The 26406-nt window shown below is 63.2% G+C and carries 25 protein-coding genes; 8 read left to right on the top strand and 17 right to left on the bottom strand.

Annotated elements, in window-relative coordinates:
* Window position 1 precedes the first annotated feature (1 nt).
* Genes cobN through APH27_RS10435 form a run of 3 tightly spaced genes read left to right on the top strand, consistent with a single transcriptional unit; the run spans window position 2 to window position 5434 of the window.
* The gene (gene cobN, locus APH27_RS10445; RefSeq protein WP_060484742.1) at window positions 2–3763 is read left to right on the top strand and encodes a cobaltochelatase subunit CobN; all 3762 of its coding nucleotides are present in this window, start codon (window positions 2–4) and stop codon (window positions 3761–3763) included.
* Between the two features lies 1 nt (window position 3764).
* Window positions 3765–4766: an ATP-binding protein gene (locus APH27_RS10440; protein ID WP_027919310.1), complete on the top strand. Its 1002-nt coding sequence runs from the start codon at window positions 3765–3767 to the stop codon at window positions 4764–4766.
* Window positions 4767–4801: 35 nt separating this feature from the next.
* Complete coding sequence (locus tag APH27_RS10435; RefSeq protein ID WP_060484741.1) at window positions 4802–5434, top strand: VWA domain-containing protein; 633 nt, start codon at window positions 4802–4804, stop codon at window positions 5432–5434.
* 115 nt (window positions 5435–5549) lie between these two features.
* Here APH27_RS10435 and APH27_RS10430 read toward each other — a convergent pair whose 3' ends face one another.
* On the bottom strand, window positions 5550–5816 hold the full coding sequence (locus tag APH27_RS10430; RefSeq protein WP_027919312.1) for a hypothetical protein: 267 nt from the start codon (window positions 5814–5816) through the stop codon (window positions 5550–5552).
* 124 nt (window positions 5817–5940) lie between these two features.
* Window positions 5941–6162: a hypothetical protein gene (locus APH27_RS26385; RefSeq protein ID WP_156335871.1), complete on the bottom strand. Its 222-nt coding sequence runs from the start codon at window positions 6160–6162 to the stop codon at window positions 5941–5943.
* On the opposite strand from APH27_RS26385, the gene APH27_RS10425 reads away from it, so the two are divergent.
* Window positions 6161–7486, top strand: a complete 1326-nt coding sequence (locus APH27_RS10425; protein ID WP_060484740.1) for a sigma-54 dependent transcriptional regulator — start codon at window positions 6161–6163, stop codon at window positions 7484–7486. The genes APH27_RS26385 and APH27_RS10425 overlap by 2 nt on opposite strands.
* Here the strand turns inward: APH27_RS10425 and APH27_RS10420 are convergent, their stop codons facing one another.
* The 10 genes from APH27_RS10420 to APH27_RS10375 all read right to left on the bottom strand — a co-directional run bounded on the left by APH27_RS10420 (window position 7487) and on the right by APH27_RS10375 (window position 18402).
* Window positions 7487–9688, bottom strand: a complete 2202-nt coding sequence (locus tag APH27_RS10420; RefSeq protein ID WP_060484739.1) for an LTA synthase family protein — start codon at window positions 9686–9688, stop codon at window positions 7487–7489. It abuts the gene before it with no gap.
* 123 nt (window positions 9689–9811) lie between these two features.
* Window positions 9812–11092 (bottom strand): transporter, encoded by a 1281-nt coding sequence (locus APH27_RS10415; RefSeq protein WP_060484738.1) that lies wholly within the window; start codon window positions 11090–11092, stop codon window positions 9812–9814.
* 47 nt (window positions 11093–11139) lie between these two features.
* Window positions 11140–11886, bottom strand: coding sequence for a hypothetical protein (locus tag APH27_RS10410; RefSeq protein ID WP_060484737.1), 747 nt, complete (start codon window positions 11884–11886; stop codon window positions 11140–11142).
* Window positions 11887–11932: 46 nt separating this feature from the next.
* Window positions 11933–12613, bottom strand: a complete 681-nt coding sequence (locus APH27_RS10405; protein WP_027919317.1) for a C39 family peptidase — start codon at window positions 12611–12613, stop codon at window positions 11933–11935.
* Between the two features lie 68 nt (window positions 12614–12681).
* Window positions 12682–14169: a hypothetical protein gene (locus tag APH27_RS10400; RefSeq protein ID WP_060484736.1), complete on the bottom strand. Its 1488-nt coding sequence runs from the start codon at window positions 14167–14169 to the stop codon at window positions 12682–12684.
* A 52-nt stretch (window positions 14170–14221) separates the two neighbouring features.
* Complete coding sequence (locus APH27_RS10395; protein WP_027919319.1) at window positions 14222–14800, bottom strand: hypothetical protein; 579 nt, start codon at window positions 14798–14800, stop codon at window positions 14222–14224.
* A 1-nt stretch (window position 14801) separates the two neighbouring features.
* Window positions 14802–15233 carry a hypothetical protein gene (locus APH27_RS10390; RefSeq protein ID WP_027919320.1) on the bottom strand — a complete coding sequence of 144 codons (432 nt, stop codon included), beginning with the start codon at window positions 15231–15233 and terminating at the stop codon, window positions 14802–14804.
* A gap of 297 nt (window positions 15234–15530) precedes the next feature.
* Window positions 15531–16082 (bottom strand): AAA family ATPase, encoded by a 552-nt coding sequence (locus tag APH27_RS10385; protein WP_060484735.1) that lies wholly within the window; start codon window positions 16080–16082, stop codon window positions 15531–15533.
* Window positions 16079–16645, bottom strand: coding sequence for a nicotinamide riboside transporter PnuC (pnuC, locus tag APH27_RS10380; protein WP_060484734.1), 567 nt, complete (start codon window positions 16643–16645; stop codon window positions 16079–16081). Before pnuC ends, APH27_RS10385 begins: the two co-directional genes overlap by 4 nt.
* Window positions 16646–16767: 122 nt before the next feature.
* Window positions 16768–18402, bottom strand: coding sequence for a methyl-accepting chemotaxis protein (locus tag APH27_RS10375; RefSeq protein WP_060484733.1), 1635 nt, complete (start codon window positions 18400–18402; stop codon window positions 16768–16770).
* A 298-nt stretch (window positions 18403–18700) separates the two neighbouring features.
* On the opposite strand from APH27_RS10375, the gene APH27_RS10370 reads away from it, so the two are divergent.
* Complete coding sequence (locus APH27_RS10370) at window positions 18701–19531, top strand: undecaprenyl-diphosphate phosphatase (protein ID WP_060484732.1); 831 nt, start codon at window positions 18701–18703, stop codon at window positions 19529–19531.
* 1 nt (window position 19532) lies between these two features.
* Entirely contained in the window at window positions 19533–19961 is a 429-nt protein-coding gene (locus APH27_RS10365; protein ID WP_060484731.1) for a DUF1294 domain-containing protein, read from the top strand.
* On the opposite strand, the gene APH27_RS10360 is transcribed toward APH27_RS10365, so the two are convergent.
* The 4 genes from APH27_RS10360 to APH27_RS10345 all read right to left on the bottom strand — a co-directional run bounded on the left by APH27_RS10360 (window position 19962) and on the right by APH27_RS10345 (window position 23199).
* Window positions 19962–20321, bottom strand: a complete 360-nt coding sequence (locus APH27_RS10360) for an MmcQ/YjbR family DNA-binding protein (RefSeq protein WP_060484730.1) — start codon at window positions 20319–20321, stop codon at window positions 19962–19964.
* A gap of 11 nt (window positions 20322–20332) precedes the next feature.
* Window positions 20333–21256 carry a LysR substrate-binding domain-containing protein gene (locus tag APH27_RS10355; RefSeq protein ID WP_060484729.1) on the bottom strand — a complete coding sequence of 308 codons (924 nt, stop codon included), beginning with the start codon at window positions 21254–21256 and terminating at the stop codon, window positions 20333–20335.
* A 110-nt stretch (window positions 21257–21366) separates the two neighbouring features.
* Window positions 21367–22326, bottom strand: coding sequence for a zinc-binding alcohol dehydrogenase family protein (locus tag APH27_RS10350; protein ID WP_060484728.1), 960 nt, complete (start codon window positions 22324–22326; stop codon window positions 21367–21369).
* Between the two features lie 78 nt (window positions 22327–22404).
* Window positions 22405–23199 carry a helix-turn-helix transcriptional regulator gene (locus APH27_RS10345; RefSeq protein WP_060484727.1) on the bottom strand — a complete coding sequence of 265 codons (795 nt, stop codon included), beginning with the start codon at window positions 23197–23199 and terminating at the stop codon, window positions 22405–22407.
* Between the two features lie 185 nt (window positions 23200–23384).
* Here APH27_RS10345 and APH27_RS10340 point away from each other — a divergent pair, with 185 nt between their 5' ends.
* Both APH27_RS10340 and APH27_RS10335 read left to right on the top strand, forming a co-directional pair.
* Window positions 23385–23996, top strand: coding sequence for an FMN-dependent NADH-azoreductase (locus tag APH27_RS10340; protein WP_027919179.1), 612 nt, complete (start codon window positions 23385–23387; stop codon window positions 23994–23996).
* A 130-nt stretch (window positions 23997–24126) separates the two neighbouring features.
* Entirely contained in the window at window positions 24127–25161 is a 1035-nt protein-coding gene (locus tag APH27_RS10335; RefSeq protein WP_060484726.1) for a dienelactone hydrolase, read from the top strand.
* On the opposite strand, the gene APH27_RS10330 is transcribed toward APH27_RS10335, so the two are convergent.
* The gene (locus tag APH27_RS10330; protein WP_060484725.1) at window positions 25132–26325 is read right to left on the bottom strand and encodes an MFS transporter; all 1194 of its coding nucleotides are present in this window, start codon (window positions 26323–26325) and stop codon (window positions 25132–25134) included. The two genes, APH27_RS10335 and APH27_RS10330, sit on opposite strands and share 30 nt — an antisense overlap.
* Window positions 26326–26406 lie beyond the last annotated feature (81 nt).

Raw genomic sequence — 26406 nt, 5'->3', positions numbered from 1 at the left:
GATGCACCTGCTGCGGACCCAGCCCGGTGGCTTCGTGCCGGACGACAGCATTGCCGACCTCGGCCAGACACCCGCCGAGCTGGTGATTCTCTGCAGCGGCGACTCGCACCTGGCATTGCTCGCCGAAACCGCCGAGCAACTGCCGGACGATTTTCCCAGCCTGCGCCTGGCCAACCCGATGCAGGTGCAGAACCATGCCTCGGTCGACCTGTATGTCGACGAGGTACTGCGCCATGCCAAGGTGATCCTGGTGTCGCTGCACGGCGGCGTCGGCTACTGGCGCTATGGCGTCGAGCAGCTGGTCGAACTGGCGGCAAGGGGCGTGCAACTGATCCTGGTGCCCGGCGATGACCGCCCGGACCCGGAGTTGACCGGCTTGGGCACGGTCATCGGCGAGCCGGCCGAGCGCCTCTGGCACTACCTGCGCCAAGGCGGCAAAAGCAATGCCGTGAACCTGTTCAAATGCCTGGCCAACCAGTGGCTGGGGCGTGATTACCGTTGGGACGAACCGCAGCCTTTGCCGCGGACTTCGGTGTACCACCCGGGCAAACCTGGCGCGTTGCTTGAAGACTGGTACAGCCAGTGGAACGCCGAATACCCGGTGGCCCCGTTGCTGTTTTATCGCTCGCACCTGCAGGCCGCCAACACTGCGTTCATCGATGTGTTCTGCGAGCGCTTGCAGGCGGCCGGCCTTAACCCACTGCCCATCGCGGTGGCCAGCCTCAAGGAAAGTGCCTGCCTGGAGCAGGTCGAAGCCTGGCTGGACGAAGTAGGCGCCGAGGTGTTGATCAACACCACAGGTTTTGCCTTGTCCAGCCCGGAGCGCCCCAACCTGCGGCCGTTCCGTCGAGATATCCCGGTGTTGCAGGCCATTTGCGCGCAGGACAACCAACCCGGTTGGGAAGCCAGCGAGCAGGGCCTCGGTGCCCGCGACCTGGCCATGCACATCGCCTTGCCGGAACTGGACGGGCGCATCATCACCCGCCCAGTGAGTTTCAAGGACATGGCCTGGCGCAGCGAGCGCAGCCAGTCCGACGTGGTCTGTTACCGCGCTCACCCCGAACGCATGGACTTCGTCGCCGAACTGGCGCGCCGCTGGGTCGAACTGGCGCGCCTGCCCAATGGGCAAAAGCGTGTAGCCCTGGTGCTGGCCAACTACCCGACCCGCGATGGCCGCATTGGCAACGGCGTTGGCCTGGACACCCCGGCTGCTGCCCTGAACATTCTTCAGGCACTGCAGGCCGAGGGCTATCCGCTGGCCGCGCTGCCTGCTAGCGGCACGCAATTGATTCATCAGTTGCTTGGCGGGGTCACCAACGATCTTGAGCACCTCGACCAGCGTCCCTGCGCCCAGAGCCTGAGCCTGACGGACTACCAGGCGGCGTTCGAACGCTTGCCCGAGGCCAACCGCCAAGCTGTGCTGGAGCGTTGGGGGCCGCCCGAACAGGACCCGATGTACCGCCAAGGCCGCCTGATGGTGGCCGGGCTGCGCTTTGGCCTGACCTTCGTCGGCATCCAGCCTGCGCGTGGCTATCAGGTCGACCCCAGCGCGGTGTACCACGACCCCGACCTGGTGCCGCCGCATGGCTACCTGGCGTTTCACTTCTGGCTGCGCCATGCCTTTGCCGCCGATGCCGTCATCCACGTCGGCAAGCATGGCAACCTGGAGTGGCTGCCTGGCAAGGGCGTCGGCCTGTCCGCGCAATGCTGGCCTGACGCGCTGCTCGGCCCGCTGCCGAATATCTACCCGTTCATCGTCAACGACCCAGGCGAAGGCGCCCAGGCCAAGCGCCGAACCCAGGCGGTGATCATCGATCACCTGATGCCGCCGCTGACCCGCGCCGAAACCTATGGCCCCCTGCGTCATCTGGAACAGCTGGCGGACGAATTCTACGAAGCCCAGCTGCTTGACCCGCGCCGTGCACGTGAACTGCAACGCGACATTCTCGAGCTGGTCAAGGCCAACCACATCGACCGTGAGTTGCAGCTCGAAGGCCAGCTGGACGATGCTGCGGTGTGGCTGCCACGCCTGGACACTTACCTGTGCGACCTCAAGGAATCGCAGATTCGCGATGGCCTGCATGTATTTGGCCAGTCGCCGCAGGCACGACTGCGCATCGATACCCTGCTGGCCTTGCTGCGGGTGGAGCGCGGCGATGGCCGCGGTGGCAACGCGAGCTTGTTGCGCACCCTGGCCAAGGCGCTGGCGCTGGGCTTCGATCCCCTCGATTGCGACCTCGGCGAGGCCTGGTCAGGCCCGCGTCCGGCGCTGCTGCAGGCGGTGGACGAAGGTGCCTGGCGCACCTGTGGCGATACCCGCGAGCGCCTTGAGTTGTTGGCACTGCGCATCATCGAACAGGCACTTCAGGGGCGTGTGCCGTTGCCCGGCGCGCCCGAATGGCAGCCGGTGCACGACGTGATAAAAGCCCTGCGCGAGCAGGTCGCACCGGACCTGGATGCGTGCGGCGCTGCAGAAATCAATGGCCTGCTTGCTGCGCTGGCCGGGCGTTTCGTGCCGGCCGGCCCCAGCGGGGCACCCAGCCGTGGGCGCCTGGATGTGTTGCCCACCGGGCGCAACTTCTACACCGTGGATGTGCGCAACCTGCCGACCACCACGGCCTGGCGCCTGGGCTTCGCCTCGGCCAACCTGATCCTTGAACGCCACCTGCAGGACCACGGCGACCATCTGCGCCAGCTGGGCCTGTCGGTGTGGGGCACAGCGACCATGCGCACGGGGGGCGACGACATTGCCCAGGCCATGGCATTGATGGGCGTGCGCCCGGTGTGGGCGACCGGCAGTCAGCGTGTCGACGACTTCGAGATCCTGCCGTTGAGCCTGCTCGATCGCCCGCGAGTGGACGTGACACTGCGTGTATCGGGCTTCTTCCGCGATGCCTTCGGCAACCTGATCCGCCTGTTCGATGCCGCAGTGCAGGCGGTGGCGGCACTGGACGAGCCCGACGACCTCAACCCCTTGGCCGCCCGGGTGCGTAACGAACGCGCCAGCTTGCAGGCACAGGGCGTGGATGCCGATCAGGCGGCGCGTCAGGCCGGCTGGCGGGTGTTCGGTGCCAAACCTGGCGCCTACGGTGCCGGCGTGCAGAACGCCATCGATGGCCGCCTGTGGCACAACCGCGACGACCTTGCCGAGGTGTACCTCAACCACGGTGGCTACGCCTACGGTGCCAGCGATGAAGGTACCCCGGCACGCGCCCAGTTCGCCCGGCGCCTGGGCCAGGTGCAGGCGGTGCTGCAGAATCAGGACAACCACGAGCACGACCTGCTCGATTCCAACGATTACTATCAGTTCCAGGGCGGTATGCTGGCGGCTTCGGAGACCTTGTCCGGTGCCGCGGTAGCCAGCTACCACGGCGACCACAGCCAGGTCGACCGGCCGCGTATCCGCACCTTGAAGGAAGAGCTGAACCGCGTGATACGTGCCCGTGCCCTGAACCCGAAATGGATCGACGGGGCGAAACGCCACGGCTACAAGGGCGCTTTCGAGTTGGCCGCGACTGTCGACAACCTGTTCGCCTTCGATGCCACCACGCACCTGATCGACGACCATCATTACCAGTCGCTGGCCGATGCCTATGTGCTCGACCCAGCGACCCGCGACTTCATGCGCGAGCACAACCCCGAGGCCCTGCGCGACCTCACCGAACGCTTGCTGGAAGCCCAGCAGCGCGGGCTCTGGGAAGCCCCCGGTGACTACCGCGAGGCGCTTGAGGAGCAGTTGCTCGACGGCGAGGAACAGGCTTGAAATGAGTGAACCCGTACAATTTCCGCTGGCTGCCGTGGTCGGTGCCGAGGACCTCAAGCTGGCCCTGTGCCTGACCGCCATCGACCCGAAGATCGGTGGCGTGCTCATCGAGGGCCCGCGCGGCATGGCCAAGAGCACCCTGGCGCGCGGCCTGGCCGACCTGCTGGGCGAGGGCCCGTTCGTGACGTTGCCGCTGGGGGCCAGTGAAGAGCGCCTGGTCGGCACGCTGGACCTGGATGCCGCACTCGGCCAGGGCAAGGCGCAGTTTTCCCCCGGAGTGCTGGCCCACGCCGACGGCGGCGTGCTGTATGTCGATGAAGTCAACCTGCTGCCAGACACCTTGGTCGACCTGCTGCTGGATGTGGCCGCCAGTGGCACCAACCGCATCGAGCGTGACGGCATTTCCCATCGACACAGTGCCCGTTTCGTCCTGATCGGCACCATGAACCCCGAAGAAGGCGAGTTGCGCCCGCAGTTGCTCGACCGCTTTGGCCTGAATGTAGTGCTTGAAGGCCTGCCGGCTCCGCAGGCGCGTCAGCAGATCATTCGCCGACGGCTGGCCTTCGATAGCGACCCACAGGCGTTCTGTGAACAGTGGGCCAGCGCCCAGGAGCAGCTGCGAGAGCGCTGCCACGCTGCGCGTCAGGGCCTGACAGCAATCGCACTGGACGATCAGGCCCTGGCCTGGATCACTGAGCGTTGCTTTGCTGCCGGTGTCGATGGTTTGCGTGCCGACCTGGTCTGGCTGCGCGCCGCCCGAGCCCATTGTGCCTGGCGCGGTGGGCAGGCGATCGAAGAAGGCGATGTCGACGCCGTGGCAGAGTTCGCCTTGCGCCATCGCCGGCGTACGGCGCCTGAGGCGCCGGCCACTGCGCCGCCTGGCGCGGCTGATGGCCGCGACAGCCAGGGCGAGGGCGGGCAGGGCGACTGGGGCGCGCTGCCTGCGCAGCCTGTGAGCAGTGGCGCGCGGCGAGAGGTACCGAACTGGGCAAAAAAGCCCTGAGCATCCGCCAGCCTGTCTTGAGGGTGGCGGATGCCATGCCCCGTGCCGGAAAACTGGCGGGTGCCAGCCGTGGCCGCGCCCGTGCGGCCTCCACTGGCCGGGTGGCATGGCTGCCGACTTTGCTCAAAGGGCGCCCCACGTTGCGCCAGGACCTTTGCTGGCAACAGCGCCAGGCCCAGGCCAATGAATTGTGGCTGGTGATCGTCGACGCCTCGGCCTCGACGCGGCGCAATCAGGCCTTGGCGCAGTGCAAGGGCTTGCTGGCCGAGCTATTCGACCAGGCCTATCGGCAACGCGCCCGTCTTGCCCTGCTGACCGCCAGCGGTGGCGCACCGCAATGGCAGCGTCACGGGCTCAAGGCATCGGCAAGCCTGCAGCCTTGGTTGCAGGCCTTGGGCGCTGGCGGCGGCACACCTTTGATCGCAGCGCTTGAACAGGCGCGGCGCTGGCTGCAGGCCCGGCAAAAAGCCCATCCTCACGAGTTGCAGCGTTGCCTGGTGTTTACCGATGGTCGCCTGCAACGTTGGCACGCCGTGCAACCCATGCCCTGTGCCACCGTTCTGCTAGACATGGAATTGGCGCCAGTGCGCCTGGGGCGAGCACAACAGTTGGCCACGGAGCTACAGGCCGAGTATCAGCATCTTGAGCAATTCAAGGTCAAGAAGTAAGGGCGGCGGGAAGTGCTGGCGCGACACTTTGTCGCAATAAGAAAGTTGCCTGGCAACGCCATTGTAAAGTTATGCAAGTGCGTGCCTGGCACACACTTGCAGGGAAGCTGCACTATTACTTCGGCATCGACCAAGGCTGCAGGTCATACCCTTTCTGGCACAGTTCGGCACGCACTTCCTCGATCAGGCTGGCCCATTGCGCAGGGTCCGAATAGATACGCGACGATACTTGCTTGCTGCCAATACGGGTGCTGGTCCGGTCGATGACCGCCAGGCTCAGTTCGCCGGTGCCGTTGGGCGCATCCCAGGCTACACACTGGAAGGGCTCGAAAGCGTGGTCGGCAATCAGCAGTGCTTCGTTGACACGGAGCGGGGCATTCATGGTTCGGTCTCTCTATGGTCCCAAACATCGAAATAAGGTCCGCGTAACTGCTACGTCGCTTCAAGTCTTATCGCGATCCGCAGCGCGGGGTTATTCGTACTGATGCTCCAAGTTAGGGGTGGAGTCACACAGATAATGTAAATTTTTTGCGGGTTACAGATTTTTTGTTTCCCTGCGCCGCCTGTGACGCCATTAAATCTGGAAAATTCCCGAGCGGGTTCGGGCGGATAGAACCCGGCAGACAGACGGTCGTGAGCAGCGTCAAGTTCGTTGCTACTGTTAATTCGGCGCCGCAACTTACTGTTTTCACGTAAAAAACCAACAATTGGCGCCAAGGAACGGTCATGCACGAGACTGCCGCTCTTCGTCGCTTGCTCATCGTCGACCCCTGCGATGATTGCCACCGTCTGTTACCCGGCCTGGAGAGTGCGGGCTGGGAAGTTAACAGCTGTAGCCTGGACCTGGCCCTGGAGCACCGATGCGATATAGGCCTGTTGCGCCTGCAGGCATCCCACCTGCGGCATCCGGACGCGGTCAAGGACATGATCAAGCGCAGCAATACCGAGTGGATCGCCGTGCTCAATGCCGAGCAGTTGCGCATGCAGAATGTCGGTGACTTTGTCTGCGAGTGGTTTTTCGACTTTCATACCTTGCCGTTCGACTTTTCCCGCGTGCTGGTGACGCTTGGGCGGGCTTTTGGTATGGCCCGCCTGCGCGGCAAGGGCGCGGTGAGGGTCGATGGGCTGGAACACGAACTGCTGGGTGACAGCCGCCCGATCCTGGAATTGCGTAAATTGCTCGGCAAACTGGCACCGACCGAGTCCCCGGTGCTCATCCGTGGTGAGAGCGGTACGGGCAAGGAGTTGGTGGCGCGCACGTTGCACCGGCAATCACAGCGCAGCGAAATGCCGTTCGTCGCCATCAATTGTGGGGCGATACCTGAAAACCTGATCCAGTCCGAGCTGTTTGGTCATGAGAAAGGTGCCTTTACCGGTGCCCACCAGCGCAAGGTCGGGCGTATCGAGGCGGCCCATGGAGGGACCTTGTTCCTCGACGAAATTGGCGACCTGCCCCTGGAGTTGCAGGCTAACTTGCTGCGGTTCCTGCAAGAAAAGCACATTGAGCGGGTGGGTGGGAGCCAGCCGATACCGGTCGACGTGCGGGTACTGGCGGCAACCCATATGGACCTGGAGAAGGCCATTGAGCATGGGCGTTTCCGTGAAGATCTGTACTACCGGCTCAACGTGCTGCAGGTAATCACTGCGCCACTGCGTGACCGGCATGGCGACCTGTCGATGCTGGCCAACCACTTTTCGCATTTTTATAGCCTTGAAACAGGCCGCAGACCGCGGTCATTCAGTGATAACGCGCTGGCAGCGATGGGGCGCCACAACTGGCCTGGCAATGTGCGTGAGCTGGCCAACCGGGTAAGGCGCGGGCTGGTGCTGGCCGAAGGGCGCCAGATCGAGGCCCAGGACCTTGGCCTGCAGGGCCTGGAGCAGGAAGAACAGCCGCTGGGCACCCTGGAAGACTACAAGCACAGGGCCGAACGCCAGGCGCTGTGCGATGTATTGGGCCGGCACAGCAACAACATGAGCATTGCCGCGAAGGTGCTTGGGGTATCGCGGCCGACGTTCTACCGGCTGCTGCACAAGCACCAGATTCGCTGATCAGCTGGATTGGACGATATGCCCGTCGGACAAGTCTTCCAGCGGTTCTTCTTCGCCGGGTAGCGCGGTAATCACGCTGAAATCACTGACCTCGACTTCGCCGCCGCCATAACCGAGCAGGTGGAAGGAAAACGCCTTGCGCATGGTCGGGTTATCAAAGCCGAATTCCATTTCCAGCGGTTTGTCGGCTGTTACCTGGATCTCCTCGGGCAACCCCAGTGGCACATCCTGCTCCAGCTCCTTGGCCTTGAGCTGGATATAGGCGGCGTGCTGCGGGTCGAGCGCACGCACCTTGACCCGTACACGCGTGTGCGAGCCCTCGGGCATTTCCAGGTACTGTGCGCCGATCAGGTTGTCGGCCCAGTCGTCGCGGATGCGTGCCTGCAATTGGATGGCGGACGGGCCGCCGAACTGATAGCGCAGGTTGAGCGGGGTTTGCAGCAGGGACTGGTCAAGCACGCCGGCCAGTGCGCCGATCTGAGCGCCGAGGTTGCTGTCGCCGGTGCCGAGGTACCGGGCCTGGTCGGCGATGAAGCCTGGGCTGTCGTAGCGGCGGCAGCGCTGCTGGAAATCGCATTCGGTGAAGACGCCCTTGCCATCGTGGTAGCGCAGCATGCCGTTGGTGTAGGAAATCATCTCACGGCCGCTGTCGTAATCGCGGTAAAGCGAGCGCCCGCCGAGCGCGACCGGGATTGGCAGGGCAAAGTAGTCGAGCAGGGAGGTGGCCAGGTCGATGTGGCCGTAGGTCCCGTGCTTGATGCGTGGCAGTTGTGCCTGCTCCGGTGCCAGGGTCAGGTTGAAACCCCAGGACGAGGCCAGGCGCACGCCATCGATACCGTGGGATTCATCCGAGGTCACCACCACAAGTGTGTCCTTGAGCACGCCCTGGCGTTCGAGGTTGTCGAGGAACGCGCCGATCGCATCATCCAGGTAGGCGACCGCCGCTTGCTTGGCGGTGTCGTAACGCTGCAGGTAGTCATCCGGGGCGGAGTAGGGCTGGTGGGTGCCCACGGTCAGCAAGGTGAGCATCCAGGGGCGGTCCTGCTGGCGCAACTGCCCGACATAATCCAGCGCCCCTTCGAAGAACGCCCGATCATCCTTGCCCCACGGGAACTCCAGGTAGTTCTTGTTGCTGAACCACTCCAGCCCGTTAACCGTGTCGAAGCCGATATGCGGCATGATCCGGTCCTTGGCCATGAAGCGCAGGCCGGCGCCTTGCAGGTAGTGGGTGCTGAAGCCGGCCTGGCGTAGCTGTGCCGGCAGGCACGCCTGATTGCGCTGGTGCTGGGTGAGCAACTCGACACCCTTTGGCGTGCCGTTGGCCAGCTTGTCGTAGTCACCGCACAGCATCGCGTACAGGCCGCGGATGGTCTGGTGCGTGTGCAACACGTAATCCGGGGTGTTCATGCCACGCTCGGCCCATTGGCTGAGCTTTGGCATCAGGTCTTCGTCGAAACGGCTGTGCAAGGCCTCGCGGTTAGGGCGCACATAGGCGCCAGGAATGCCTTCGAGGGTGATGACCAGCAGGTTGCGAGCGTGGCCTGGTGCCGCCAGCAGTTTTTGCCCGCTCAGGTCATGCTGGGTCAGGCCGGCACTTGGCAGCGGCGTGATCGTGGGGGCCTGGCCCGCCCAGTGCTGGACGTGACGTTGCAGGTCGCCGGCGGCGGCAGACAGCAACTGATGGGACAGGTTGTACTGGTGCCATTGGTCCGCATCGCTGGATGCCAGGTGCTGGCTGCCCCAGTGTGCAGCGAACAGCAGCGCCGGGATGGCCCAGGCCCTGCGCGCGAGTTTCGCGCCGGGTTGCCTGCGGCTGCGCCAGGCAGTGGCCAGCCAGACCAGCAGGCCGCCCGCCAGCAACGCGGGCAGCCAGGCATGGGCCAGGCCGCCGCCAGTGGAGTTTTCCATGAATTGCGGGTCGAAGAGGTAGGCCAGGTCGGCGCTGTTCGGCAACCTGCCAACGGCGCTGACCAGTTCGGCCGACGCCACCCACAGTGCGGCCCAGGCCAGCAGCACCGGCAACGCGAGCCACCAGGGGCGGCGCTGCAACAGGAGCACCAGCAGGCTGCCCAGTGCCAGGTCAGACAGGTAGCCATACGGGCTGGACCAGCCCAACAGGGCACGCATGACCAGGGGGATCACCAGCACCAGTGTTGCCAGGGCGAGAAGCCGGGTGCGTGGTGGGCCTTGCAGGTTCTTCACGAAAACTTTCCTTTTTGCCATGAAATCGTCACACATTTGTGCGCGATGATAACAGGCCGATACCAGGAAAGCCGTTGGCTACAAGGTTGGTAACCAATTGGGGGGCGCGCTGCGCCCCGGTTGTCAGAAGTAGTACGGGAATTTCAGGCTGAAGGAAAAGTCCGGCGCATCTTCTGTCAGGCCAATCGACAAGTTCGGCACGATTGTCAGGTTGTTGGTAGCGGCAAAGGTCAGGCCGACGTTGAAGTTGGCGGCGTTGTAGTCGCTGTTGGTAATCGACTGCCAGTCCCCCCCGTCAGGTTTGATCTTGCTCTTCCTGGAGAACTGGTCGGTGACCGAGAACGACATGCTCATCTTCTCGTTCAGGGCGAATGCGATACCGCCGCCGACCTGCCAGGAATCACCCAGTTTCACGTCGCCCGGCACCTTGGTGTTTACCTGCGGGCTGATGTCGCTGAACGAATCCTGCATGTTGTAGGTGTATTGCAGGCTGGCGAACAACACAGCCGGGTCGAACGTCTTGACCAGCGAAAGCCCTGGCGAGATCGACCACACACCATTGCCGGTGGGCAGGTCTTCCGGGACCGCCAGGTTGTCGTTGCCCGTGCTTTGTATCAGCTTGATGCCATAGGGGTCCTTGCCCGTGGGCGCCTTGACGCGCAGCGTGGCCACCGCATCAGGCCAGATTTCGTTTTCATCGAGGAACTTGTAGGCAATGCCGAAGTTGACGTCGCCGATGGTCGGGTCACGCGTGACCGACGCATCGGACGTGACCCCGGCGGCCCCGCCTGCGCCACCGGAAGAGTAGGTGGACTCGCGGTAGACGATGGGCACGTTGATGTCGAATTGCCAACGTTGGTCGACGTTGTAGCGCGCGGTCAGGTCCAGGGTCCAGTTATCGGCCTTGATGCGGTCGATATTGATGTTGCCCAGGAAAATCGAGTCCAGGGCCAGGAACCCGTTCAGGGTCAGTGCGCGGGTATCGTAATGGGTGTAGGTGACCCCGGTTTCGACGCTGAACTTGCCGCCACCGAAGAAGCCGCTCGCTTCGTCATACAGGTTGGACACGCTCTGCGCCGGTTCCGAGTTGTCCTGCAGCGACTGCCCATAGGAGCTGCCGCTGCTGCCTGGCGTGCCGGTGGCCACGGTCTGGCCGCCTTTTACCCCCTCCGCAGGCGACTTGGTGAGGCGCTTGGGCGCGGGCTGGGCCGGTGCTTCTTCGACCTGTTTGAGCCGTTGTTCCAGCACCATCAATGCGTTCTGTTGGGCTTCGTAGCGCTCTTTCAGCGCAATCAGTTCTTGTTTGAGTGCTTCGACCTGAGGGTCGGTTGCCGCCTGTAGCAGAGTGGCCGGAGCCAATGAAGTAATGCAAACGATAGCTCTGAACGTCAACAAACGGTGCATGGATTAGCCGTCCCTTCTGACTACATACGATGAGACTTGAGCGTAGATCAGTATCCGAGATTGCGAAGGCCTTTCAGCTGGTCGAGATTGGTGCCCATCGAACCTGTCATCGGCGCATTGTCACGCAGCACCACATTCAGCGATGTCAGGTTGCTGACGCGGTTGCTGACGCCCAACAGGGTGGTGTTCTGCATCAGCCCACCCTGGCCCAGGCTTTGCGCCGAATTGCCCTGGTTGCCGTTGGCGACGATATTCATCTGCACGCCAGCGCTCGTCGACGACACGCTCATCGAGCCTGCGCCATTGCTCCCGGTCAGTGTCGAGCCTGCCGCCAGGGCTTGCCCTTGCGGCTGGCTGGCTGGCGCCTCGTTGCCCTTGGTGACATTGATGTCGACATTGTTGTTGGCCGCGTTGAAGTCGCCAGCCGCACGTACCACCTGGGTCACGCCCTGCGTGGTGTTGAGCCCGCTGCCGCCGGTGACGGTGCCGGTACCGGTGCTACTGGTCTGCGCGTTGCCAGAGCCTTTTTCATCGATCATCGACACATAGAACTGCGGCTTGATGGTCGATTGCTGGATTTGCATCGCCGACGTTGCGCCAATCACTTCGCCGTTGGCGTTCTGCCAGGTGCTGGTCATGACGATGCCAAAGCTCACGATCCGCCCAGGCATCACGTAACGGCCGCGCAGGTTGGCCAGGTCCTGGTCCTTCAATTCGATTGGTTTGAACGTTTCTGCCTGGGTTGGCAGGCTGGCGGCGAGGCAAATCACTGCCAGCCAGAGGGAAGTCTTCATGGAGTGCTCCCGGAGCGTCTCGCCCTGCTTCACTGAAAGAAGGTCATTAGAAGAAGTCGCTTTGAATGAAACCGAAGTCCATCAATTCCGCGTCCTGAACCGGGGTGAAGTTGCTGACGCGGTTCTTGGCGCTCAGCGGCAGCGGCGGGTCGAGGAGGATGTTGCTCTTGTCGTAACCCTGGCCGATCACGGCGAAGATGATGCCGTTCCAGCCTTTGACGAAGTCATCGAGTTTGAAGCGTTTGTGGCCCAGCACCGGGTCGCCGATGTAGACCCAACCTCTGTCGACTTTCTGCATGACCACGAAATGTTTGTAGCCGCGGATGTCCATCAGTACGACCACCGGAATGCGGATGCTGTGCAGTGTGTCAGGGGCTACCTTGTAACCGCGTGCGCGCATGCCCAGGCTTTCCACATATTTCTTCATGTCGAGCATGGAGAACCCTTGGGTACGGACCAGGTCCTCGTTGGCGTGGGCGAGCATGCCTTCGATCACCTGGTGCTCATCCACGTCCAGCCAGTAGGCCTGGCGCAGGATGGTCGCAAGCGATGCCGCGCCACAGCTGAAATCGGTTTTCTGCTGTACCAGGTCGGCGAACTTGCGTTCGCGAATACTCTGGATCGGTTTGTAGATCACTGCACCACCTGGCAGCACGGACAACGGCATCTGCGAAGCTTCGCTGACACTGGCGATGCACAGCAGAAATGCTAAGGCGATAATGCGCATGGTCGACGCCCCCTGCCTTTTTCTTGTTAGAAAGAGGCTCCCCGCAGGGAGCCTCCAGAGCGCAGCAGTTACATCGAGGTGTTGGAGATGGCCAGCGAGTTGCTTTGCTGGTTGCCCACACCTGCCGCCACGTTCACGCCCAGGTTGCCGCTGCCACCGTTCACCGAGCCACTCAGGGTGGCGGTGTTGGTCACAGGGTTGGCCCAGCCGGTCGGGGTCAGCACTTGGAACGACACGGTGTTGCTCAGGGCATACTCGCTAGACTCGCTGAAGCTCTTCGAGATGCTGTCCGACGATTGCGAAGCTTTTTCGCCGGCTTTGTCGTAGGCCGAGGCATTGGCTTTTTCCCATGCCGATTCGTTGGCCTTCTCGTAGGACGTGTCGCGAGCCTTGTCATAGGACGAGTCATGGCTACGGTCATACGAAGAGTCACGGGCCCTGTCGAAGGACGAGCTCAGCGACTTGTCGAACGACGAGTTGCTGGCCGACTCATGCGACTTGTCGACCGATGCATCCAGCGAAGCGCTGAGCGATGCATCGAAGTCGTTGCTGCGCGAGCGAGTGAAGTTGCCGAAGGTTTGCGACGACGATGCGCTGCCATTGGCGCTGGCATCGAGCGATGCGCTAACCGTGGTATTGGACGAGGAGCTGTGGTTGTTGCTGGCGTTTCCGTTGGCAGCGTAGTTGTTCGAACCACTGGCGCTCATGCTGTTGCTGCCACTGGAGTTGCTGCTGTTGGAGCCGCTGGCGGTCATGCTGGTCGATCCGCTGGCGCTGCTGCTTTTGCTGCCGCTGGCGCTGCTGCTGTTGCTACCCGATGCGCTGTAGCTCGAGCTGGAGCTCTTGTCGACGCTGGCGTCGAATGCGCCGCTGCGCGAGGCCGAACCGCTCGAGGAGGTGGTGAAGGTCAGCGTGTCGACCCGGTAGGTGCGGTCGGCAGCGTTGTTCACCTCAAGGCCAGGGCCGTTCTGATTGGCCGAAGCAGTAGCGGTGGAATTACCGATAGCTGCTGCGTTGTTGGCGATGGCCATGCTGTTTTTCTGCTGGTTGAGATCGCCGCCAGCAATGTTGATACCCACGTTGCCGCTGCTGCCTTCGGCAGAGCCGCTCATGACGGCGGAGCTTTGGGTCGACCAGTTGTTGACCTTGTTGTTGTTGCTGCGCTGGGTAATCTCGGCCGTGGCAGTGGAGGTGCCAAAGACGAAGCTGTTATCGATCGCCGCGTTATCGGACGAGGTATTGGCGATAGCCGAGGCGTTGGCCTGCTGGTTACCGTTACCTGCCGCCACGTTGACGCCCACGTTGCCACTGGCGCCAGTGCCGGAGCTGCTCATCTCGGCTTCGTTGATGGTGCCTTGATTGTTGATGGTGTTACCCGTGCTTCTCTGCCCATCATTTGCGTTGGCAGTGGCATCGGTCATCACCGCGCGTGCCGGTGGTGTGTGGTTGTTGTGATTGTCGTGACCGCGACGATTGTTCTGATCCGCTTGTGCAGCAACAGCCATGACCGCAGCAATTGCGAAAACCAGAGGCTTGATTGCCATCGAGGGTTTCATGGTGTTTCTCCGTCTTTAGGTTAAGTGTTGTTCTTACCTGGTACCTGCAGGGTCAGTTCGCGACCCGTACGCTCAGGGTGTTTGCCGTCTGGTTGCCCACCCCGGCGCTCTGATTCAGCTGGATGACCCCGCGGCTACCGGTGAATGCCTGGTCACCAGTGGTGACATGGCGATAGCCGGGTGAGGTATCAGATGGATCGGAGCTGTTGATCAGCGCCACGTTCTGTTGCAGAAGGACGCTGTCATCGATGCTTTGCGGTTGTGTACTGATGCTGATGCGCAGGGCGTTGGCCTGCTGGGTCGCCGCGCCTGCACTCTGGTTGACGCCCAGTGCGCCGCTGCCATGGCTGAACGCACTGCCCTGGATACTGGCAGTGGCGCCCATGTTGGGGTCGACGATGGATTGCTGGCGTTGGCGGATCTGCGTGGTTGCAGCCGCCTCGTGGCCCGTGGCGATGGCCCGGGCGTTGGCTTGTTGCTGGCCATCGCCAGCGGCCTGGTTGACGCTGAAGTTGCCTTGGTACTGTGCGCCGGAACTGTCGATGTTGGCGTCGTTGATCACCGGAACCGGCGATTGCGCCAGCGCCGAGGCACTGCTCAACAGCGCCAGGATAAACAGCGTCTGCCTCATCTCATTTGCCTCCCGTGAGGATCTGCAGGGGGGCAAGACCGCGCTGGACGCTCGAGTTGACCATGTTGGCAATGCCGCTGCCCGAACCTGTGCCACGGCCGGCAGCCTGGTTCGCCAGCTGCGTCTGGTTGCCGATGGCGCCGCCAAGGTTGTCGGTCTGCTGGGTGATCAGCGAAGAAATGCCGGTGCCGCTGGTGATGCTGGCAAAATCGCCATCACTCAATTCGTTGGTTTGCTTGATGACGTATGCGGAAGGGTTGGCATTGGCGGTGGTGGGGTTGGGGTCCGGCGCCAGGGGCGCGCGAATCGCCATTCTTGGCTGAACATCCCGGGTGATCACGATGATGCCGTTGTCGGCCTGTACCGGTAGCGCCGATCCCAGTGCACAACCGACCAGCAGCAGGCTAAAGATGCCTCTATCCAGTTTCCCCATGACGGCTACTCCTTCTTCGAGCGCTGGTCTTGTTCAGCGTTGCGAAAGAGGAGAGCGAAAGCCGTGCCGGTTTTTGATAGTTGTTATAAATCAGAGGGTTGAACGAATTGCCTGAATTAATTGTGAATTTGCTGTATCAGGGCTGAGACAAATTTTCAGTGATTCGGCGTTTGGCCCGGCATTTGCGGTGCTCGAAGGGGCTTTTCCACGAATGTCTCACAATCTTGACACTGCCCCCACAAATGGCTGGAAGCCCGCAGATACGGGGGCTTGGCTTCACCCGGGTGTGTCATGGGGTTAACACTCGGTGGGGCAGTAGGGGGGTTTCCCTTCCAACAGTTGCTGTACCGCAAGCAGGGCGGTTGCGCTGCGTTGCGGCCAGTCACCCTCGATGACCCGCATGATTTGCCCATGGCTCTTCAGCCACTGGTGGCTGTCGTCGAAAAACACCTGGCGGTCGGCAATATCTGGCTGGCTGCGCTGGCCATCGGCGACCCAGCCCACCGCTTGCGGGCTGAGCAGCAGGTGCAGGTCGTAACGACGGGCGAGCAAAGCCTGTTCCAGCCAGGGCGGGCAAGCGTCGAACAGGGCGCGGCTCCACAGTATGTTGCTGAGCAGATGGGTATCGAGGATCAGCAGTTCAGGTGCCTGCTGGCGAGCCTGGTCTTCCCAGGCCAGCTGGCCGCGGGCGATGGTGGGCACATCGGCATAGCAGGTGTCGCGGCATTCCTGGTCGATGAAATGGCGCACGTACTCGCCTACCACGATACCGCCGAAATGCGCCTGGATTTCGCCGCTGAGCCAGCTCTTGCCGCTGGATTCCGGGCCGCACAGGACAAGGACCTTCATGCTTGCACCAAAGCTGGGTCACGGCGCCATTCCAGCCAGCCGCGCACCGCGATCAGGGTCAACACGGCAAAGAAGCCGGCCGTGAAATACAGCTGCTGGTGCAGGTATTGGCCAACATAGACCACATCCACCACGACCCAGAGCGGCCAGCATTGCACACGCTTATGCGCCATCCACAGTTGCGCGACCAGGCTGAAGCCGGTCAACGTGGCATCCAGCCAGGGCAGGGCAGCATCGGTCCAGCCGGCCATCGCTGCCCCTAGCGCCGCGCTCAGCACCAGCCCAGCCGCCAACCCGCCGAACAGCGACCGGGTTGGCAGGCGTGAGACCTGGCGAGCGTCTTCGACCCGGTCCGGGCGCTTCCACTGCCACCAGCCATATACCTGCAGTACGGCGTAGGCCAGCTGCAGCAACATGCCCGAGTAAAGCTTCACCTCGTAGAACAGCCAGCCATAGATAAGCACCATGACCAGGCCGATCGGCCAGCACCAGGCGTTCTGTTTGACGGTGAGCCACACGGCGGTGACGCCGAGCACGGCGGCGATGAGTTCAAGGCCGGACATCGGCGATCCTTGGTTGGCAAAGGGCGGCGATTGTAGCTTGTGCGGGGCAGGAGGTGTAGCGCGCAAGCGGCGCCAGCCCATTCGCCGGGCTGGCGGCGCACGGGCTGCTGATCACACCCGGTTCAGACCCGGAACTGGCGCAGCAGTTGTTCCAGCTCCTCGCTCAGTTGCCCCAGGGCCACGCCGGCGTCGCTTGACTGGCGCGCAGCATCGGCGGTCTGCTGCGAAAGCCCCGCAGTGTCCAGCACATTGCGGTTGATTTCCTCGACCACGTGCGACTGCTGCAAGGTGGCGCTGGCGATCGAGGCGTTAAGGGCGGTGAGGTTGTGCAGCGCCTGGCTGATGGCATCCAGGCTGGAACCGGCCTCGCGGGCTTGTTGCACAGTCTGGCGCGAGGCCTCGCTGCTGGTGTCGATGGCTTTGACAGCCGCATCGGACTGGCCTTGCAGGTGCTCGATCATGGTGTTGATTTCGGCAGTCGATTGCGCGGTGCGTTGCGCCAGCAGGCGTACCTCGTCGGCGACGACAGCAAAGCCACGGCCCTGTTCGCCAGCGCGTGCGGCCTCGATGGCGGCGTTGAGGGCGAGCAGGTTGGTCTGCTCGGCGATGGCGCGGATCACCTCAAGCACCCCGCCAATCTTCGTGCTGTGCCCGGCCAGATCACGGACCACCTGCACGGCCTGCTCGATGGTTGCCGAGAGGCGGTCGATCTGCTGCAGGCTGCCGTGGATGGCCTGCTGGCCATGCTCCACTTGCTGTTGCGCGGCGCGCATCTCACCGGCGGCCTGTTCGGCCGTCTTGGCCACATCCTGCACGGCATAGGTGACTTCGTTGACGGCTGTTGCCACTTGGTCCATCTGCATCGACTGCCGCGCGCTGTGCTGCTGTGCGGCGCCAGCATTGTCGCCGACGTGCCCGGCCGACTGCGCCAGGGCATGGGCGGCGCCCTGGAGTTGGCCGACCACCCCCTGCAGCTTGCCGTTGAACTGGTTGAAGTGCTGGCCCAGGTGGGTGATCTCGTCGCGGCCGTGGGTGTCCAGGCGACGGGTCAGGTCGCTTTCGCCGCTGGCGATGTTGCCCATGGCCTGCACGGCTTCTTGCAGGGGGCGGGCAATGCTGCGGGCGATGAGCATGACCACCAGGGCCATCAGTACGGCGATGGCCAGGCCGAGCAGCGAGGCATCACGTAGCTGGCGGGCGAATTCGGCCTGCACATCGTCGACGTAGACGCCAGAGCCGATGATCCAGCCCCAGGGCTTGAATAGCTGGATATAGGAGGTCTTGGCCACCGGCTCGCTGGCGCCCGGCTTGGGCCAGCGGTAGTCGACCGGGCCGGCGCCCTGGCTGCGGGCGAGGGCAACCATCTCGTTGAACACGGCGAAGCCGTCCGGGTCGCGGATCGCGGAAAGGTCCTGGCCGTCGAGCTTGGGGTTGGCCGGATGCATGATCATCTTCGGCCCCAGGTCGTTGATCCAGAAATAGTCGTTCTGGTCGTAGCGCAGCGCCTGCACCACTTGCAGCGCCTGCTGCTGCGCGGCCTCGCGGCTGAGCGTGCCGGCAGCCTCCAGGCCGTGGTAGTAGGCCAGCACGCCAGCGGCGGTCTGCACCACGTGGCGGGTCTTTTCCGCCTTGGCGTGATACAGGTCGCCATGGATCTGGCGCAGCATCAACAGGCCGAGCACCACCAGCATGCCCACCGCAACCACCAGAATCAGCCACAGACGCCTGCTGATCGACATCGACCGCAATGCCTTCATCGAATCCACTCCTGCATTGTTCTTTTTATTCACGTGCATCCAAGCACGCTTTGCAGGCGGCAGGCACTCGACTAATGGCTAAGTGCTAGTAATTGGCTACTCTGCCACAGGCCGCACGAGCCTTTGCCATGCCGCTTTGATAGGATCTCGGCCGTGTTGGATGAAACCTTTAGCCAGGCTGAACTTTTCCACTGGCGCCGGTCCCAGAAGTCGCTGTAAAAAGGCCGCGCCGCGTGCGGCAATCACAAGCAAACCAAGAATAAGGGGCCTGCAGCAGCAGTGCTTCATCGGGGGAATAATGGATTTTTGGACTGCCTTCCAGGCAATCATCTTAGGTGTGGTCGAGGGGCTCACAGAGTTTCTGCCGATTTCCAGTACCGGCCACCAGATCATCGTTGCCGACCTGATCGGCTTTGGTGGCGAACGGGCCATGGCGTTCAACATCATCATTCAGCTGGCGGCAATCTTGGCGGTCGTGTGGGAGTTTCGCGGCAAGATCCTTGAAGTAGTGTTCGGCCTGGCCAGCCAGCCGAAGGCACGGCGCTTTACCGGTAACCTGTTGCTGGCGTTCATGCCGGCGGTGGTCCTGGGCGTGCTGTTCGCCGATTTGATTCACGAATACCTGTTCAACCCGATCACCGTGGCCACGGCGCTGGTGATCGGTGGCGTGATCATGCTCTGGGCCGAGCGTCGCCAGCACACCGTGGCGGTCGACCATGTCGACGACATGCGCTGGACCCATGCCCTGAAGATCGGTTTCGTGCAGTGCCTGGCGATGATCCCGGGTACCTCGCGCTCTGGCTCCACCATCATCGGCGGCCTGCTGTTCGGCCTGTCGCGCAAGGCAGCCACCGAGTTCTCGTTCTTCCTGGCGATGCCGACCATGGTCGGTGCGGCGGTGTATTCGGGCTACAAGTACCGCCACCTGTTCGAGCCAAGCGACCTGCCGGTATTTGCCATCGGTTTCGTGACCTCGTTCATCTTCGCCATGATCGCCGTGCGCGCGCTGCTGAAGTTCATTGCCAACCACAGCTACGCGGCTTTTGCCTGGTACCGCATCGTCTTTGGTCTGCTGATTCTGGCGACCTGGCAGTTCGGCTGGGTCGACTGGTCGACGGCGCACAGCTGACATGGCGCGCGCACAGGGAGCGGCGCCACGCGGCGCAGAACGTACAGAGGGCGTGCGCAATGCGCGCCTGAAATTGGTTCTGCTGGGTGTGCTGTGCCTGTTGCCGGGGCTAGGTGCGGCGCAGATGGGCTGGAATGGGCAGACCTGGGTGCCGTTGGCGTTGTACCCCTTGGTCAGCCTGATCAGCCTGCTGTTGTACTGGCACGACAAGCGTCAGGCCCAGGGCAATGCCTGGCGCACGCCAGAAAAGGTGCTGCATGCCAGCGAGTTGCTGGGGGGCTGGCCCGGCGCGCTGGTCGCTCAGCAGCTGTTGCGGCACAAGACACGCAAATTGTCTTACCAGCTGGTGTTCTGGGGCATCGTGCTGCTGCACCAGGTGTTCTGGCTCGACTACCTGTTCCTGGGCAGCCGGTTCCTGCCGTTCAACTGATCAGCTCAGCAGGCCTGCCTGCAGCCGTTTCGGCAGCCGCCGCACCACCAGCTGGTGCGAGCGCTGCAGCAGGTCGCACAGTTCATCCCGGCCCATGGGGTAGGGCGGCTCCATGCTGATCCATTTGGCACGGGCCAGATAAGGCGCCGGCCGCACGCCAGGGCGGTCGCAGTAGCCCAGAAACAGTTCGTCGGCGACCTTGAACGACAACCCCGCCCCAGCCAGGTCGAGCACTGCGAACATCTTGTTGCCGGCCACGGAAAATACCCGGATGCCGCCCCATTTGTAGTCTTCCCGCGCACCTGGCAGGCTCAGGCAGAACGCTGCCACCTGCTCTTCGGTCATTTTCTGCCAGGACATGACGTTCTCCTTTACAGGGGCCGGTCAGCACAAAGATCGAATGCATGCTCAAGGTGATCCAGCCAGGCCCGGACAGCTGGTAAAACACCACGCCGGTGCGGGTAGACTGCCTGGAGCCAGGCAGGCGCGCAGCGCCAGTCGGGCAGCATGCGCACCAGCGCCCCGCTGGCAAGCTCGCTTTCACAATGCATCAACGGCAACACCGTGAAGCCCAGGCCGGCCATCGCCGCCTCCTTGCGCATGACAAAATCTTCCACACCCAGGCGGGCCGGCATGGCGATTTCGCAGCGCTCGCCGGCTTCGTTGAACACGCGCATTCTGGCGAGCCGATCGGCGTCCAGTGCACCCAGGAAAGGCAGCGCCGTCAGCTCTTTGGGGTGTGCGACGAGGTGAGACGCCTTGAATTCGGGTGATGCTACAACTTCCGTGCGGGCCTCGCGCAATCGCTTGGTGACCAGGTTGGGTTCTTCGTCCTCTGCTTCGCGCACGCGAAGTGCGACATCGATCCCCTCATTGATAAGGTCGACGCGGCGATTGACCAGCAGCAGCTCAAGCTGGACGTGCGGGTATCGCGTAAGGAAGTCCCGCACCAGGGGATTGAGAAACTGATTGGCCAGGCCGATAGGGCTGCTTACCCGCAGTGGGCCGCGTGGCTCGCTGGTCGCGCTGGCGATCACTTCATCGGCTTGTTCTGCCTCGAGCAGCATCGCCTGGCAGTGGCGCAGATAGCGTTCGCCCAGTGCGGTGAGTTGCAACTTACGCGTGGTTCGCTGAAGCAGGCGGGCGCCAAGCCGCTCCTCCAGCTCTGCAATACGTCTGGACAACCTTGATTTCGGAATGCCGAGCAGGCGACCTGCCGCAGCGAAACCACCGGCTTCCACGACCTTTGCGAAATAGAAGAGGTCACTCAAATTGCGGGGATCACCAATGGGCACTTTCGACCGACCTTAGGGGAATAGGGCGCCATTATGCCTGAGTCCGATGTGTGCTGGTGTGCAAGGGTAAACGACCCGCGGGAAGTGATCCGGCGGGTCTGCAGTGGGTGTCAGGGAATCAGCACGGTCTTGTCGCTGCTCCCCCCTTCAACCGCCTTGTATTCGGCGATGCCATCAACCAGCGCGACTTCCCGAACACCTTCTGGTGCCGGCAATGAACCCTCGTCGAAATAATGGCCGAAGTCCTTGAGCATTGCCGCGCACTGGGTGGTGTCATACAGCAGGGAGTTCACGCCCACCAGTACGCCACCCTTGCGGTACAGCGCCAGTGCCGGGAAATTGACCATGCCGTCCACGGGGGCGGCAATGATCGCGATACGCCCGAAATTGGCCAGCGCGGATACCGATGCCGGCAGCCAGAACCCGGTGGTATCGAACACCACTTGAGCACCGCCCGGGAACACTTCAGCCACCTGTGCGCCCAACGATTCAGCAGAATCGAGGACGATCGCCGGGTAGCCCTTGGCTTCAAGGGCCGCGGCCTGCTCTGGCCTGCGCACGGCGGCCAGTACCCGTGCCCCACGGACTTTCGCCAGGGCCAGCGCCGCCGTGCCTACGGCGCCATTTGCACCCATGACGAGGAAGGTCGTACCCGCCTTGATGCCGGTGCGCTCGACCGCGTCGTAGGCGGTGGTGAACGGTACGCCGATAGCCGCCGCCTGGGCGAACGACAGGCTGTTCGGCTTCAATGCCACGCCGCTTGCCGGCAGGGTGAGGAACTCGGCATGGGAGCCATCGCGCAGGAAGCCAGGGCCTCTGCCCGTACCCCATATGGCCTGGCCGATCATGTCAGCCGGGCCCTGCTCGACAATGCCGGCGAAGTCCCGCCCAGGGACGCGAGGCAGCGTGGTGTAGGGGAAGCGCCCAAGGACATTCTTCACATCGCTGGGATTGAGGCCTGCAGCCTTGACCCGGACCAGAACCTCATCGGCAGCGGCAACGGGGGTAGGTAGATCGACCAGCGCCAGGTGGTCGATGCTGCCGGTAGCCGTGAACTGCAGAGCCTTCATGATGCGTTACCTCAAGTGGATGATGCGTCCCAGCTTAAGGTGGGCCGTTTTGACGTGCCTGCCAGATAGTTACGCGTATCAGACAGTCTGGCTTGAACGCTGCAGATGGTGGGTGGCGTAGACGGAAGGTGCGACCCCTACCGAGCGCCGGAACATCTCGCTGAAGCTGCCCAGGTTGAAGCCCAGTTCGTCAGCGACCGCACTCACTGCGGCGCCATCGAGCAACCGCGCAGACGCGTAGGCGAGTTGTACCTGGCGTCGCCACTCGGTGAAGCCCAGGCCAAGTTCCACGTTGAACAGCCGGGCCAATGTTCGGGTGCTGGCGCCGATGGCCTGGGCATGCTGTTCGAACGACAGGTCCAGCGAGGGCGTGCGCAAGACGTTTTCGCACAGGCTGCGCAACCGTCGATCGCCATTGGCAGGCATGGGCACCTGCAGCGATGCGCTGCGGGCGCGCCGCAGTTCGATCACCAGCAAACCCTCCAGCGCATCCCGGTAGCTTTCGTCGGTTTCAGGCCCCAGGCTGACCCTGCGCCTGATCAGTTCGCGCAGCAATGGGCTGACTTCCACGACCGAGAGCTCGCTGCCGATGCGGATGGCCAGCTCTTCGCGCAGGTAGATGTTGCGCATCTCGAGGTCGGACACCACACGAATGCCGTGATGGAGCTGCGGGGGGATCCAGACGGCTCGATGGGGCGGTACCAGCAGGGCTGCTCTTGGCGTGTCGACCCACATGACGCCGCTTTCGGCATACAGCAACTGCCCCCAATCATGCAGGTGGGGCTCGATTACCAGGCCTCGTGGGTAGGTACGGGCCAGTGGTTGGATCGGGTGTTGCGCACTGGCGAGGTCAGGTGGAGTGGCGACGGCCATGACGGGTATTTCCGGGAAGGTAGAGCGTTGTGGGCGTGACTATACACGGATCAATTTTTATCGGTTGTCCCACCAGTGGGACGAACTAACGCATTTTTACCGACTTATCAGCCATTCGACACCCCGGTAGGATGAACCCCATCGTGATCGCCCACCGCCGCGGTCTTCACTCACTGGAGAGTCCCATGAAACTGTTGCATATCGATTCGAGCATCCTGGGCGACAATTCCGCCTCTCGCCAACTGAGCCGCGAAGTGGTCGATGCCTGGAAAGCCGCAGACCCGAGCATCGAAGTGGTTTACCGTGACCTGGCCGCCGACGCCATCGCCCACTTCTCGTCCGCCACCCTGGTGGCAGCCGGTACTCCGGAAGAAGCCCGCGACGCCGCCCAGGCATTCGAAGCCAAGCTGAGCGCCGAAACCCTGGAAGAATTCCTCGCCGCCGACGCCGTGGTGATTGGTGCGCCGATGTACAACTTCAGCGTGCCGACCCAGCTCAAGGCCTGGATCGACCGCGTTGCCGTAGCCGGCAAGACCTTCCGTTACACCGAAGCCGGCCCGGAAGGCCTGTGCGGCGACAAGAAAGTGGTACTGGTTTCTACCGCCGGTGGCCTGCACGCAGGCCAGCCGACCGGCGTTGGCCATGAGGACTTCCTCAAGGTATTCCTCGGCTTCATCGGCATCACCGACCTGGACGTGGTCCGCGCCCACGGCCTGGCCTATGGCCCGGAACAGCGTACCCAGGCCATCGATGCCGCCCAGGCGCAGATTGCCAACGAGCTGTTCGCTGCGGCCTGATTGCCTGGCGGCAAAAAACCGGCTGGTGCCCCGTGCGCCAGCCGGTTTTTTCATTCAGTTTTCATCTGCCGGCGGCCGCAGCGGTTCTATGCTGACGCTATTCTGGTGCTCGTTGCGCGATAGCTGACCGATGAACACTCCCCGCTGTTTGCTGGCATTGCTGCTCGGCGGCCTGTTGGCCCAGGCTGAGGCTGCGCCCTGGGTGGCCGGGCTGCACCACATGACCCTCGACGACCCGGTCGATGCCAGGCCGATGCAGGCTTTGGCGTTCTACCCATCACACGGCACACCGCGCAATATCCGCATCGACGGCTACCCCATCGACGTCGCCGAAGAGGCCCCGGTAGCGCTCGGGCAGTTTCCGCTGTTGGTGCTGTCCCACGGCAACACCGGCAGCCCGCTGGCACTGCATTACCTGGCCACCTCCCTGGCCCGCCAGGGCTTCGTTGTGGTAGCGGTCGTGCACCCGGGCGACAACGCCCGTGACCACAGCCGGCTGGGCACGCTGAGCAATCTTTATGGTCGGCCCTTGCAGGTCAGCGAGGCGATTACCGCCGCCCGAGAGGACACGCTGCTTGGCCCTTATCTGAATGACGGCAAGGTCGGTGTGATCGGTTATTCGGCCGGCGGTGAAACCGCACTCATCTTGTCCGGCGCCCAGCCCGACCTGGATCGCCTGCGCCGTTATTGCCTGGAGCGCCCGGGCGACGCCGATGCCTGCAAGACCCACGGCGTGCTGATTGCCGACCGCAGCGAACTGGCGCCCAAGGCTGACGCACGGGTAGGTGCGGTGATGCTGATGGCACCCCTGAGCCTGATGTTCGGCCGCCATGCCCTGGCCGGCGTGAAGGTGCCCGCGCTGATCTACAGCGGCGACAGCGACCAACTGGTGGCGGTGGACCGCAACGCCGAGGAGTTGGCGCGCAAGCTGCCGATCACCCCGGACTACCGTTTGCTGGCCGGGGCAGGGCACTTCGTGTTCATGGCCCGCTGTGACGAAGAGCAGCATGCGCGCATGCCGGCCCTGTGCAAGGACGCCGACGGCGTCGACCGGCGCCACATCCACCATTCGCTGCAGCGCGACACGGCCGCCTTCTTCACCCAGGCCCTGGGCGCACCAGAGCCGGCCGAGCGTTCAGCCGCGACGTCCGCGCCGCGCCATTAGCAGCGTCAGGCCGACCCCGGCCAAGGCCAGCAGGGCTGCGACGCCGAAGATCGAGGCATAGCCCAGATGCACCGCCACCGCGCCCATCACCGGGCCGGCGATGGCCAGCGCCATGTCGAAGAACACAGCATAAGCCCCCAGCCCCGCGCCGCGGCTGCTGCTTGGCACCTGCTTGATTGCCTCGACACCCAGTGCCGGGTACACCAGCGACAGGCCAAAGCCCGTCAGCCCTGCACCGACCAGCGCCCAGGGCGGCGAGGGTGCCAGCCACAGCAGGCTCAGGCCGAGTACTTCGGTGGCCATGCAGGCCATGGCCACGTTGTAGCCACCGAAGCGGTTGACCGCGTTGACGAACAACAGCCGCGAAATGATGAAGCACAGGCCGAAGGCACTCAGGCACCACGCTGCACCGACCCAGCCGCGTTCCAGATAATAAAGTGTGACGAAGGTGGTCAGGGTGCCGTAGCCGATGGATGCCAGGGTCAGCCCCAGACCACAAGGTGCGACGCGGCCGAACGCCGACCAGAATGGCAGCCGCTCGCCGCGCGTCACCACCACATCCGGGCGCTTGCGCAACACCAGCAAGGCCAGCACCGCCAGCACCAGCAGGGAAGGGCCGAGCACGCTGAAGTCCAGGCCAGCGACCGCCAGCACACCGACTGGCGCACCGATGGCGATGGCGCCGTACGAGGCAATGCCATTCCACGAGATCACCCGTGCCGTGTGTTCAGGGCCGACCTGGCTGATGCCCCAGCTCAAGGTCGCGACGCCAATCAGCCCCTGGGCCAGCCCCAGCAGTACACGGCCGCCGAGCAGCAGTGCCAGGCTCAGCAGCGGCACCTGCAGCGACCAGGCCGAAAGCAGCGTCAGCACCCCGCAACCGGCGATGCCAAACAGGCCATAGCGAATCGCCTGCTTGCCCCCCAAGGTATCTGCCACACGGCCGGCAAAGGGGCGGCTGAGCAGGGTGGCGAGGTATTGCAGGCCAATGGTCACCCCGGCAATCACGGCACCAAAGCCCAGCTGGTCGTGCACATAGCTGGGCAGCACCGCGATCGGCAGGCCGATACAGAGGAAGGCAATGAAGGTGTAGAAGACGATCGACAGGATCTGCAGGGTGATGCTGAAGGTACTGCTGGCGGGGGCGGGCTGTTGCGCGGTCATGGGCTCTTTCGCGGGCGGGCGGTTGGGCGTGCCGTAATCATGGCCGCTGCGCGAAGGAATTGAAAGCAGGCTAACGAATCA

Origin of the sequence: Pseudomonas sp. NBRC 111123 (genome assembly GCF_001320205.1) — a bacterium.
Taxonomy (GTDB): domain Bacteria; phylum Pseudomonadota; class Gammaproteobacteria; order Pseudomonadales; family Pseudomonadaceae; genus Aquipseudomonas; species Aquipseudomonas putida_J.
The sequence above is the reverse complement of the archived record's forward strand: the minus strand, read 5'-3'. Positions and strand labels throughout refer to the sequence as shown.